This is a genomic window from uncultured Cyclobacterium sp., from assembly GCF_963977555.1.
GTDB lineage: Bacteria > Bacteroidota > Bacteroidia > Cytophagales > Cyclobacteriaceae > Cyclobacterium.
This window is the reverse complement of sequence record NZ_CAXBPD010000032.1, coordinates 1-11,991: the sequence shown is the minus strand read 5'-3', so window position 1 is coordinate 11,991 and position 11,991 is coordinate 1. Positions and strand designations below refer to the sequence as shown.

10 protein-coding genes are annotated in these 11,991 nt (G+C 33.9%); 2 read left to right on the top strand and 8 right to left on the bottom strand.

The features are described from left to right. Window positions 1-293: 293 nt before the first annotated feature. The 3 genes from AAC073_RS24100 to AAC073_RS24090 all read right to left on the bottom strand — a co-directional run bounded on the left by AAC073_RS24100 (window position 294) and on the right by AAC073_RS24090 (window position 3,642). Complete coding sequence (locus tag AAC073_RS24100) at window positions 294-1,262, bottom strand: polysaccharide deacetylase family protein (protein WP_339926347.1); 969 nt, start codon at window positions 1,260-1,262, stop codon at window positions 294-296. Beyond that, on the bottom strand, window positions 1,259-2,299 hold the full coding sequence (locus tag AAC073_RS24095) for a hypothetical protein (RefSeq protein WP_339926346.1): 1,041 nt from the start codon (window positions 2,297-2,299) through the stop codon (window positions 1,259-1,261). The genes AAC073_RS24100 and AAC073_RS24095 overlap by 4 nt, the downstream gene beginning before the upstream one ends. A gap of 134 nt (window positions 2,300-2,433) precedes the next feature. Then, window positions 2,434-3,642 carry a hypothetical protein gene (locus AAC073_RS24090; protein ID WP_339926345.1) on the bottom strand — a complete coding sequence of 403 codons (1,209 nt, stop codon included), beginning with the start codon at window positions 3,640-3,642 and terminating at the stop codon, window positions 2,434-2,436. A 678-nt stretch (window positions 3,643-4,320) separates the two neighbouring features. Between AAC073_RS24090 and AAC073_RS24085 the strand changes: the two genes are divergently transcribed. Continuing rightward, window positions 4,321-4,854 carry a hypothetical protein gene (locus AAC073_RS24085; protein ID WP_339926344.1) on the top strand — a complete coding sequence of 178 codons (534 nt, stop codon included), beginning with the start codon at window positions 4,321-4,323 and terminating at the stop codon, window positions 4,852-4,854. Continuing rightward, window positions 4,829-5,809 (top strand): hypothetical protein, encoded by a 981-nt coding sequence (locus AAC073_RS24080; protein ID WP_339926343.1) that lies wholly within the window; start codon window positions 4,829-4,831, stop codon window positions 5,807-5,809. Before AAC073_RS24085 ends, AAC073_RS24080 begins: the two co-directional genes overlap by 26 nt. 301 nt (window positions 5,810-6,110) lie before the next feature. Here the strand turns inward: AAC073_RS24080 and AAC073_RS24075 are convergent, their stop codons facing one another. The 5 genes from AAC073_RS24075 to AAC073_RS24055 all read right to left on the bottom strand — a co-directional run bounded on the left by AAC073_RS24075 (window position 6,111) and on the right by AAC073_RS24055 (window position 11,824). Further along, window positions 6,111-7,184 (bottom strand): glycosyltransferase family 4 protein, encoded by a 1,074-nt coding sequence (locus AAC073_RS24075; RefSeq protein WP_339926342.1) that lies wholly within the window; start codon window positions 7,182-7,184, stop codon window positions 6,111-6,113. Between the two features lie 21 nt (window positions 7,185-7,205). Further along, window positions 7,206-8,450 carry a hypothetical protein gene (locus tag AAC073_RS24070; RefSeq protein ID WP_339926341.1) on the bottom strand — a complete coding sequence of 415 codons (1,245 nt, stop codon included), beginning with the start codon at window positions 8,448-8,450 and terminating at the stop codon, window positions 7,206-7,208. Between the two features lie 59 nt (window positions 8,451-8,509). Next, complete coding sequence (locus AAC073_RS24065; protein WP_339926340.1) at window positions 8,510-9,640, bottom strand: glycosyltransferase; 1,131 nt, start codon at window positions 9,638-9,640, stop codon at window positions 8,510-8,512. Window positions 9,641-9,783: 143 nt separating this feature from the next. Then, window positions 9,784-10,893: a glycosyltransferase gene (locus tag AAC073_RS24060; protein ID WP_339926339.1), complete on the bottom strand. Its 1,110-nt coding sequence runs from the start codon at window positions 10,891-10,893 to the stop codon at window positions 9,784-9,786. Window position 10,894: 1 nt separating this feature from the next. Next, on the bottom strand, window positions 10,895-11,824 hold the full coding sequence (locus tag AAC073_RS24055) for a glycosyltransferase family A protein (RefSeq protein ID WP_339926338.1): 930 nt from the start codon (window positions 11,822-11,824) through the stop codon (window positions 10,895-10,897). Window positions 11,825-11,991: the final 167 nt, after the last annotated feature.

Below are 11,991 nucleotides of genomic sequence, written 5' to 3'. Positions count from 1 at the left end.
ATTCATCAAGGGGACAAATTATAAGCTTAATTAAACACATATTATGAAATAGCATTTTCTATGCCCTTTCGTTGCAACAGGTGAAAGGGCTTTTTTTTGAAAATTCAAAGACAAGGTATGCGCTAATTAATTCTCGAGGTAAAAGCAAAAAGAGAAACCCAAAATTCAATGGGTATTTAATATTGCTAACAGGTATTGCAAAAATTTTACTGACTCAAGTTAATCTTTTTAATAGACTAGATTTGAAGAATAGGTTGTTATATTATTTTAAAGTGTACCATATCTATATTGTGTCAATGCGATGGAATTAAGCTGTGAGCAATACCTTTCATGGATTGGGCCTGCATTCCATATTGGTCTCTACAAGCAGAAAAATGTTCCAGGATTTGTTTTACTTCATTTAAGCTTTGGTCAGGATAGTGACCATGATTGTGGGGGTGCCACCAAATATGGTAGACTTCATTGTTGGTGGCAGCAGTAGTAATTTCGTTGATTATACGGTCAATTTTTAAATTATTGATTTTTCCTAACTTAGGATGGTAAGGTCTCAAAAAACGTGATGCAGGAAGTAAAACAGGATTTGGTCCACTTTTTTTATCAAGCTGATAGGAGGTTCTTTTACCCAAGGAAAGTATTGAATCCGATGTCCTCCAAATTTTTTTCAATAAGTCCCTTTTTTCAGGTGTTTTCCAAAACCAATCTACAGGATTTGTCCTGACAGCCGTAAATCCCAAATCACTTGCGACCTGTATGGCATTTGCACTGTATTGATTTCTAGGAAAAACCAGGGAGCTTAGTTCTATTCCATATTTTCCTTGAGCAATCCTTTTAGCTGCCAATAAATCTTCCCGGAATACCTGATCTAGATGCCCTTTTTCCATTGTATAATAATGTGAAAAAGTATGACTGCCTAATTCCTGTCCAGGCGTCTCAAGAATACGCTGCACCAATTCCGGAGCAAATAGGCAACTGGTGTTTTTTGGTCCTTCATTAAACCAATTATAGGCAGATAGCCTTGGATTCTTATAAGCTGGCTTTGATGAGGGGCAATAATGCAACCATTCTTCGGGACCTTCTGCCATCAACATTCCTACGGTAGCCCATGTTACTTTAACGTCATATTGACTAAATAAGGAAAGTAATTTAGGAACCACCTCTCTTGTGACCTGATAGTAAGTTTCCCAATTCTGGAGAGAAACTTTATCAAAGCGACCCCAGTGAAGTTCAAAATCTAATGAGATAACTAAAGTTGGACGATTCATTTCTCTAGCTTTTCTTTAGCTACTTCATAATATAAGTGAAGGGCAATAATACTAAAAAATGGAAAGTAAATACTCTTCATTCTCATTATGATGCCCAAATTATTTAAGGTGAGGCTAAATAAGATTGATAATAGTAGCCCATATGCCAAAACCGTCCAAAGATACAACGGTATTTTAAATTGAAACTTTAACTGATACAAGCTCCAAAATCCAAGAATAGAAAAAGCTAAGTTAAAAATATTTTCTACTCCAGCTGCGAAGGTCCAAAAGTCTTTTGACTCCCAAACAAAGGGCCTAAATAGGATTGTACTAATCTTTTCAAGCCAATTATAATCATTCATATTGATAGCGCTTGCGCCACCAAATGAAGCAAGATATTGGTTTTGCCATTCCAAAATATCCCCTATCCATCTTAAATTGAACCCATAAATTAAGCTTCCTAGGATGTAGCGATAGGCAAATATTGAGAAGATTAAGAAAACAGCAACAGGTATCAATTTTCTACGATAGGGACTAAGTATTTTATGAAAAGGGAGCGCCGTCAATACTGAAATAGTCAAAACCAAACCTTGAATAGGCCTAACCATAAGGGATAAAAATAAACCGATGGGTATAAAAATTAATTTATTTGGAAATCGCTGTACACCAAACAAAACCAGCATTAATCCCAACCATAACAAGGACTCCTTTCCAACTCCTGCAGTCCAAAAATGAACATTCGGAAAAAGTAAAATCAATAAAGCAATCTGTGGAATATATTTTTTAGAGGGTTTGGTAAAAGTTGAATTCACTATATCAAATGCGAGCAAAAACCCAAAATAGGAAAGAGATCCATAAAGTAAAGTTCCTGATAAATACCCCAAACCTCCTATTTGAGAAAATGGATAATTGACCCAATACATAAAGTAGGTCCCGGTTCCAAAGAAATCCAACCAGTTATAGGAAGCCTCCCCCCCAATTGAAGGAAGGTTCCAATACCTCCAACTATCTCCACTATGGATTATTATATACCGATAAAAAACGAGGCAAATCGCCATGTGATAAACCCACAAAGCAAATAACCATTTGACTTTTGCCGCTGAATAACCACGAGACTTAGCCCATTTTTTATTTATTAAAAAAGAAACTATTAATAAAAATCCAATAAAAGCGATGTCTTGTACCAATCAGATTACTCGTTAGTAGCTTTAATAGCCAAGTCATATTCCTTTAAGCTATTTTCTAAATCAAATAGAGGGATGGCTTTTGACCGTATTTCCTCCCTAGAAATGTTTTTCGCTGCGGTCAACCAATTAAAAAAGCGCTCTTCTCCATAATCATGGTGCATGAAGCAAAACCTCTCGCTACCAATTGATTTTTCCAGGTCACCTATCCCAGCAGATAGCAATATAGGTAAGCCAGACAGTAAATACTCACTTACTTTAATCGGTGCTATTCCTGCTAGGCTAGGTGCACTCTTCCTTAAGCTAATGCCAAGGTCTGCAGCTGCATAATAAGCTGGAAGTAAATTGAAAGCTACAGATTTAATGATAATACAAGCCTTCAAATGTGCTGGAATAGCGGACTTTAAAGCTGCTTCATCCCTAACAAGAAATAGGAACTTACTATATGGATTCCGACTGTGATAGTTCTCAAACAAACGCAACATTTCGCTTAATTGGTACTGAGGCCCCAAACTCCCAGAATACAACCAAAGGACAGTTGATGGATTAAGGGACAGTTCCTTCCTAAACCTTTCCCTTAACACAAGGTCGGGTTTAAAAAAGGCCTTGTTTCGACCATTGCTTACTACAAAAATTTTATTTTTGTATTGATTTCCAATGTTTTTCAAATGGATTTCTTTTGCCAATTCGGACCGGACTAAAATAATATTTGATCGCTTTAACAATTTGTTTTCCACATGTTTAAACCACTTATACTGCAAGCTATTTTGCTTTAAACCTGAATAATCTATTCTTTCCTGTAATGGAAATCCATCAGCGTCAAAGATAGTTTTAACACCTCGTTCTTTTAGCCATCCCAAAATTGGATTAACCATCATGGCTGGCATGGTAGATCGTGGCATTTGGTGGGTAATTCCATAGCTCTGGACCAGCTTTTTTATCGCTTTCCTTCCTTTAAGAGTTGTTAAAAAACTACCTATCACAGGATGTGGTTTTCGCCATGCGGGATGGTGAACATAGGTAATGTTCAGTTGTATAGCCAGGTTTGAAATCCTTTCAACTTCGGCAGCATCCGCCCAGGAAAATTGAAGCACATAAAATTCACATTTCACCTTCTTTTGGAGGCCTGTGAAAATCGGAAAAAAAAGATTTTCTAGGTAGTTGGTTTGGTCCGAATCCCAAGTGATAAAAAGTATTTTCATTGATGGTGTATTCATATTAAAAAGCTATTTGACATATTAGAAGAAGTTTTTTGTCATATTTAAGGTCCACCGTTAATATAAAAAAAAAAATTCCTCTTACTAACAAATTTCTTCCTTCACCCTTAAATCTGGACTTAATTTAGAGATCTAAACTAAATCCGCAAAAGCTATGAACCATTCTTAATTCAATTTAACTAAACATTTATTTTTTCATAAATTATTACCCCGTTATTCATTCAGTTAGGTGAAGTACCACAGGTTAACTTTAAGTCATCTGTTGAATAAATTTATTGAATAAGGCACCTAATCAATAATTTAATCTTAGTCTATTAGGCCTAAAAGGGGTTTTATTTCCGGAAATATCTCCAAAGGTCCAAATTGCTTGCTTTTGCCAATAAATGAAAGTATATAACATAATGATAATCAGTTCATAAAAGGCTTATTTCACAAGTGCTTAATTCAATAAATTTAAAGTGCACTCGGCTTTATACCAAGCGTTATGAGGTCGAACATGATCCCAATAATCACTCACAATATTGCATTCAATTCACCTTGGTATACCATTAGGTAAATGATTTTTTAGGGTAAAAAAATATATCAAAATTTTAAATCCTTCAAAAGTTTAATTTTCTTTGAAATAGATAGTTTGAATTGACTAAAATTACTATTATACAATCTATTAAAACATCAGAAATGAGCCCTATTCAACCAACATCAAAATTTCAAAATACAAAACAAGCAATTATAATATCTTTGATTCTATTTATTCCATTTACAATCAAGTCTTTGGAACCAGGATTAGAAATTTATCCAGCCATTATTTTTCCTGCCGGTGCTTCAACTTTAAATGTTCAAGACGAATTTAGAACCTTTGAAAGATATGAAGTTTATGGCTTAAACGATTCCCTAGTTAAACTAAATACACAGACCTTACTTAAAAACATCCCATCCCATTATTTCCACTCAGTTTTGAAAGGTAATTTTGGTTTGGAACCATATAAAAATACCTTCCTTATTCCTTTTACAATAAAGGAAGTATTCGAAGGAAATAACTTGAATCCAGAAAAAGTAAAAGCTTCGAAACTTTGGTTAAGTACAAATTTAAATGATGCGGGGTATACCGATTCAATATTTGTATTAAGAAAAATTAAAAAAAAATACAATTTAAATCGGAAGCAAATAGAGTCTGAAACATTGATTTATGAAAAAACTTTCCCTCTTTACTGAATCTTTTTTTAAAGAATTTTTCATCAGAATAACTAAAAATACAGATATCAATGAAAAACATTTAAGTTTTTACAGAGTGTTTTCTGGTTTAGTCTTTCTTTTGTATTTCAGACCCAATTATTCATGGCTATCTTCAATTCCTGAAGCCTTTTTTTTACCAAAACCTTTTAATATTGCTAATTTATTTGGAGGGTTTCCTCCACCTATTTATTTTGAAATCACAGACTATGTCATTATTATTTTTCTATTAGCCACAATAATTGGTTTTTTCTCGAGATTTGCATTTCTAGGTTTGTTCTTATTGACAGTTATTAATAATGGTTTTGCTTATAGTCTTGGAAAAATTGACCACTTCATATTAGGATCATTAATATTCCTAGTTTTTGCATTCACCAATTCTGCCACATCTTTTGCAATTAGGCCTGAAAAGAAAATAAAAGTTCATTCTAAAACATTGATGTTTTTTGGTATTTCCATAATATTTGGATTTTTCACCGCTGGCCTGCAAAAGGCTTACCATTGGATTGATTTTGACTTAACTACCAGCGGATTTTTAAGATGGGTATATGACATATATTTCTCTTCAAACCAAAAACCTTTGTTAGCGGAGTTTTTTCTAAATGCAAATCCTATTTTAATAGAAATAATAGATTATTCGGGAGTCCTATTTGAGTTATCAGGGATTATTTTCTTGCTTTATTCAAAGCTATCATGGAGGATTTATCTCATTTTCGCATCATTTTTTCACTTAGCAAATGCACTAATACTCAATATTCCTTTCACCATTCATTTTCTGGTTTTTGGAATATGGTTATTAAGTTCAGTTTTATTTAGATATAAAAAAGCAACATTTGTATTCGGGTTAGCTTACTTTTTTAGAGGAATTTATTTTGATGTTTATTTATGGACTTTGTCTTTAGCAATGACGTTAGTGGGATTATTCAAAAAGGATTAACTTTCTTACTTTATCAATTATAATTTTTAATATTTTCAAAATTATATCTTGCTGAATATTATGAGGTCATACTTAAACACCCCTATCAACCTCATTTTTAATCAATCGCCCAAATACAATTTGGCTTACCCGACAATCAATTTTGGATGATACCGTTCAAAAGGGAAAACTATAATACTCTTACAATAAAAATGGTAGATAAGATATTCGAGATAATTAGTTAGGTCTGAGATCTAGAATATAAAGAGAAGTTAGATCAAGAAGGTATTTATAAAAAAAGCAAGTGCTATTAAAGTAGAAATTATTTGGTTAATTCTTGGTCAACCATATTTTTAAATCTTTTAAAATTTCCCTCCAAGGTAAACTCCTTTAATACTTTTTTCCTTCCTTCCACCCCAAAATCTGTCCTTAAATTAGCGTCCTCAATCAATTGGCCCAAAGCAATGATCCATTCTTCATTTGAATTGGCCAAAAACCCATTTTCACCATGAATTACAACCTCCTTATTCATCCCTATTGGAGATGCTACTACAGGCAAACCACAAGCCATGTATTGAATCAGTTTATAGGCACATTTTCCTCTTTCCCATGGGTTATCAGGTAAAGGCATGATGCCAATATCCATTTTGAGAATGGCCTCCACTTCCCCCTCCTCTGTCCAGGGGATGCATTCCATTTCACCTTTAAATTTAATTTTGCTTTTCCCATTGACCAACAAAAATTTAATAGGATAATGCTCATGCAACCAATTTAATACCGGAACCATGGGTTCCAAATATTTAAGGGTACTAGGAGAACCTATCCACCCAATAACCAATTTTTTATTAGGTAAATGAGTTCTTATAACTTTGTATTTCTGAGGGTCAATCACGGTTGGGAAAATATCAATATTTTGAGCTCCAGCAGCAACAGCTCTTTTCTTCAGGTAGTCATTTCCCACAATTACCTGGTTGGCCATCTTCATCACATGGTCAATTTTTCTTGGCATCAGAAAAAATACCAACCGATTTTCCTTCTGATCATAATTATGAAAAACAGCATCGTCATAATCAACCCAATACCCTTTCACTTTGGATAGCATCCATTCAGCCATTGCAGGCAGATAAGGGAAAAGCTCTTTTTCAATGATGATCACATCATATTTTCTAACGGAAAAAAGAAGAAAAACCCTGCGGAAATAACATTTCAAAACATGCCAGTACCCAGGAGACTGATGGCTATAAATCGCATTCAGGTACTCCTCAGTAAAAAATGAACTTACCGATACAGCATAGCCTTCTTTCTGCCACAGCGGTAAAAATTGAAAAGATCTTAACCGACTACTGGCCCCTTTTCTAGGATATTTGGGAAGAAATAAAAGCTTTTTCTTTTTCAAGACAAATTCAAACTATTGGTTTTATAACTGGTCGCCTTCCTTTTGTTTGGCATCAATAATGGCTTGTCTACGCTGAAAGAATTTTTTTCGATCTAAACTTCTTAGGTAAAGAGTATATTTCTTGTGGACTATTAAATACAAACAAAAAAGCAAGAAATAGATCATCAGCATATTCTTCATGCGCATTGCGATGCCCAAATTACTAAGTGCACCCATGAAGGCAAAAGTCACAGGGATAAAGGTGACCATGACCACCTTTAAAAACAAGGGCATGTCCCTCAATGCTTCAACAGACCAATTCTTATAGATAAAAAGGCTTAACCACAAATAGAGTAAGTTCTCAAAGGAACTGATAAAACTAACAAAATTGTGGGCATCAAAAAACAATGGTCTAAAAAGATAAGTGAACAATTTCATGGGCCAAGAATAGGAAGAAATGTCAACGCCTGAACCTACATTTATTGTATTTAGATGTCCAGATTTATTCGATGAAAATGCCTCAATAGTTGACAGTTCAAAATCATTTAAATTAAGTGCTTGTAGCGTATAGGAGCTCATATAAACCGAACCGATTAGGGCCAATGCCGCCAAACCGAACTTATATACTCTGTTAATATCTGTCCCCATAAGTAAAGCGATGGCTGCCCCCCCTATCAGTGCTTGTCCCATATGAGGTCTGTTCATATAAATGAAGAAGAAGGCAATGGAGGCCTGCCACCATTTTTCTTTATATTGTTGAATAGCATATAAAAACCAGGCTATGGCCCAAAATGAAATGGAGTCTTTTCCTACACCTGATGTCCAAAAATGCATATTGGCGATATAGAAAACTGTTGGAAATAAAGGGATTCCTAAAATTTCATGATTGGTCGGAAAGTATTTGTAGACCATTAAAAAAATGTACCTAATTCCAATAAAACCTAAAAAACCAAAAAGAATATTTCCTGTTATATAGCTAAGTCCCATCAAATAGCTTGGGATATAACAAAGCCATAAAATAAAGGTGGTTCCTTCTCCAAAATAAACAGACCAACTTTTATCCCCTTTTATTACAACTTGCTCCATTCCGAATTTCCAGTAACCTAAAGAATCCCCACCATTATTTAGAATATACCAGGTGAAAACTCCACTAAAAAATAAATGATATGCTAATAAATAATGGAGATGTATTTCATATCTATAGGGCAGACCAAACTTCTTGGACACAGTTGTATTGGAATTGACCATGACAACACCTAGCAATAGTATGACTATTAAGTCTAACACTCGTGGGGATTTTGAATGATGAAAAGTGAATTATTACACGCCATAAATTTAGCCAAAGGTTAATTATTGATACCTTTAGCTTTTAATAGTTCCAAATATAGATGTTCAACATCCTTGGAATAGCGATCAGCAGAATAATTATCCATAGCCCTAATTTTTCCCTTTTGTCCCATTTTTTTCCCAATTCCCGGATTTTTAATTAAAATTTGGATTTTATCTGCAATCTCTTGAGGAGAAAAAGGGGAAACTAGAAAGCCCGTTTCTTTATCCAATATTACATCTTTTAAACCACCCACTTTAGTAGCAATTACAGGCAAACCATGCATCATGGCCTCAGCTGCTACCAGGCCAAATCCCTCCCTCGAAGAGGGCACACACAATACATCCATAATATCATAGAAAGGATGAGGATCTGATTGGTACCCGACATGAACCAGATTTTCAGAAATTCTTAGCAACTCTATTTCTTTTAAAAGTAATTGCTTATCTATTCCATCACCTATCACCAATAATTTTAAATATGATAAATTTACTAACTTAATTGCCTTTAGCAAATCTGTAAATCGCTTATGGTTATTGTATAATCTACCTACAAAACCAACAACAAATTCCGAATCCTTAATACATAGCTTATTTTTTAACTTATCTCGTTCTACTGCAGATGAAATTTTTGGAGTTAAAACACCGTTGGAAATTACTTGAATAGATTTCGATTTCACACCTGTTTTCATTTTCAAATAATTCCCAACATCATTTGAAATTGCTTGAAAAGCATCCGCACGGATCGAGAAAAGCTTTAAAAGAAAGTTTGCCTTTACACTTCTGTTTTGCGGATCAGAAGTTTCTTCAAGAATAGTTACTGGGACATTTCCTAAAAAGCCTCCAACTGAGGCCATAGTCATCCCTTCAAATACAGCTCCATGAATAATATGAGGTTTAAACCCACGAATTACCTTTAAAACCTCTTGATGCTTCTTCCATTCAAAAGGATGTTTAAAAGAGCCAATAGAGATCAACTCTACTCCTTCTTTTTCTAATGCTTCCGCAACCGCACCACCCTTCCAAGTGCATATAATTTTATGTTGGAACCTTAAACTATCTAAACCTCTTATTATCGTCAATAGTGTTTGTTCCACACCCCCTGAAGCAATGGTTTCAATGCAGTGTAGCACTCTAATTTTAGACATCATTATGAGGAACTATAGGTATACATTAATTGAATGAGTTTTCTGAAACCACGAAACAATCATTGCAAAACTTAAAGATTAATTCGAAAATTGTAACACAAAGAACATTATTGAATAAATTTTATTCCTAGTAATTAATTGCCAAACTAAGATTTATAAATTTCTAATAACTTTTTAATATAACTGTCAATCGAAAATCGAAGGGATTCTTTCTGAGCACGAAGCCCCATTTCTTCTCGCGTGGCTTGACTATGGTCAAGCATTTTTTGCATGGCTTTATGAATACTTCCAGATTGGGTAGGATCAACCAAAATACCGGATTCAGAATTTCCTAGGATTTCTGATGCTCCTCCATTTTTGGTTACGATTGATGGCAGGCCAGCAACCATTGCTTCGGCAAGCGACACGGAGGATCCTTCAGTGAAGGATGGTAAAACAAAAACATTAGACTCATGTAAAAAGGCGATAACATTTGTTTGAAAACCTAATAATCGAATTTTCTCAGAAAGGCCTTTACTAATCACTAATTCTTCCAATTTTTCTTTTTCAGGTCCATCTCCAATTATATCCAATCTTATATTTTTTCCTAGATTAGAAAAAATTAATTCTTTAAAAACCAAGATCAATCTTTCCAAATTCTTAATAGGGACCAATCGACAAGTAGTCACAAAAACAAAGGTATCCTCTTCTTTTTTATTAAAAGCTAAGGATTCATTTACTACTTCCCCATTAACTACTTGTTTATTAAAAGCTAAATCAACAGGGTTATATATGACCCTTACCTTCTCGTTTTTGACTTCCCCGAGTCCGATGATATGCTTTTTCACTGCCTCCGAAATGGCTACAATATAATCCGCTTTTTGGTACACCCACTTAAATATCCATTTCCAATAACTGTGGTGGTTAGGAATACCTATCTCCTCGCCTATGATTACCGGAACCTTTGCTATTCTAGCAGCCCAAATTCCATGAAAATTAGCCTCGGATCCTTGCGTATGCACAACATGCGGTTTGAATATTTTCAACAAAGTTCTTAACCTAAAAAGTAGTTTAAGGTTTGGGATTCTTGGATTCGCTCCCAAAACCTGCACATTAAAACCTCTACGCATCAGTTCTGAACTAATTACACCACCTTTACCCAAGACAATAACCTGAACATTAATCACATCATCATTTTGCAATGAAGGAATTGTATTTGCTAAAACCTTTTCCACCCCACCAAAATCTAACTCCGAAACAATACGAACAATTCTCATTTTAAACATAAATGTACCGGAAACAGAATTTCATGTAGTTTCTAAATAACTTACTAAGTGGTTTTTTGGAAAAGAATCCCTTCAATATTGGACTAGGTAATTTATAAAACCATCTAATTAGCCTATAACTTGACCCCACCTCTTTCAACAATGACTTAATCATAGGTTTATTCGAATTCAAAGAATAATATTCAAATAAATTAAAAAGGATAAATTTTTCTTTAAATTTCCTTATAGAAAATGAATCATTCCTCTGGTGTAAATAATTTTTTTTCAAAAACTCAGAAAGTATAGAAACTTTCAAATCCTTTTCTATCAAATTACTTTCAGACCCACTTAAATCATAGAAGACAAGCTGCTCCTTAATGAAAAACACTTTTCCAAAAAATGAAACCGCTCTAAACCAAAGATCTAAATCTTCTCCAATTTTTAATTTAGGTTTAAACCCTTCGTTTTTCTCAAAAAAATCCTTTCTAATTATAGTAGAGGAAGAAGAAAATAAAGTATTGTGAATTGCTCTTGAAAAATAATTTCGCAATATCAAAACTTCACAACTCCCTGTTTCTTCCAAAAGATTGGTTCTGGAGTAATAAGAGCCTATCATAGCAACGTCTTTGAATTTAAGGATTGTATCTGAGGTAATTTTCAGATAATTTTTATGCCAATAATCATCTGCATCTAAAAATGCTATATAAAAAAAATTGGCATGTTTTATCCCTGTATTTCTTGCAATTGATACTCCTTGATTTTTTTTATTAATTATTTTGATCCTGTCGTCCTTGTATCCCTCGAGTAGCTTCTCACCTCCATCTGTTGATCCATCATTGACCACAATTATTTCAAATTCCTGAAACGTCTGCGCCAAAACAGCTTCAATTGCTCGTTGAATATATCGTGCTTTATTGTATAAAGGAATGATTATAGAAAACAAAAGCTGATAACTATCTAATTGATTTTTATTTTTTTAATGAAATTTATCGTGTCATTTCAGACCCTTACAGTAACTCTTCATTGCAAGAAAAAACGATGAAGCACCATATTCCACGTCATACTAAGTTAGTAGCGGAAAAAATGTTGTAAAAATATCGGAATTTTATT

What these genes read in the sequence shown, in the direction of transcription:
- AAC073_RS24100 (WP_339926347.1), bottom strand. Translation starts at nt 1,262, where the DNA reads ATGAATCGTCCAACTTTAGTTATCTCATTAGATTTTGAACTTCACTGG.
- AAC073_RS24095 (WP_339926346.1), bottom strand. Translation starts at nt 2,299, where the DNA reads ATGGCGATTTGCCTCGTTTTTTATCGGTATATAATAATCCATAGTGGA.
- AAC073_RS24090 (WP_339926345.1), bottom strand. Translation starts at nt 3,642, where the DNA reads ATGAATACACCATCAATGAAAATACTTTTTATCACTTGGGATTCGGAC.
- AAC073_RS24085 (WP_339926344.1), top strand. Translation starts at nt 4,321, where the DNA reads ATGAGCCCTATTCAACCAACATCAAAATTTCAAAATACAAAACAAGCA.
- AAC073_RS24080 (WP_339926343.1), top strand. Translation starts at nt 4,829, where the DNA reads ATGAAAAAACTTTCCCTCTTTACTGAATCTTTTTTTAAAGAATTTTTC.
- AAC073_RS24065 (WP_339926340.1), bottom strand. Translation starts at nt 9,640, where the DNA reads ATGATGTCTAAAATTAGAGTGCTACACTGCATTGAAACCATTGCTTCA.
- AAC073_RS24060 (WP_339926339.1), bottom strand. Translation starts at nt 10,893, where the DNA reads ATGAGAATTGTTCGTATTGTTTCGGAGTTAGATTTTGGTGGGGTGGAA.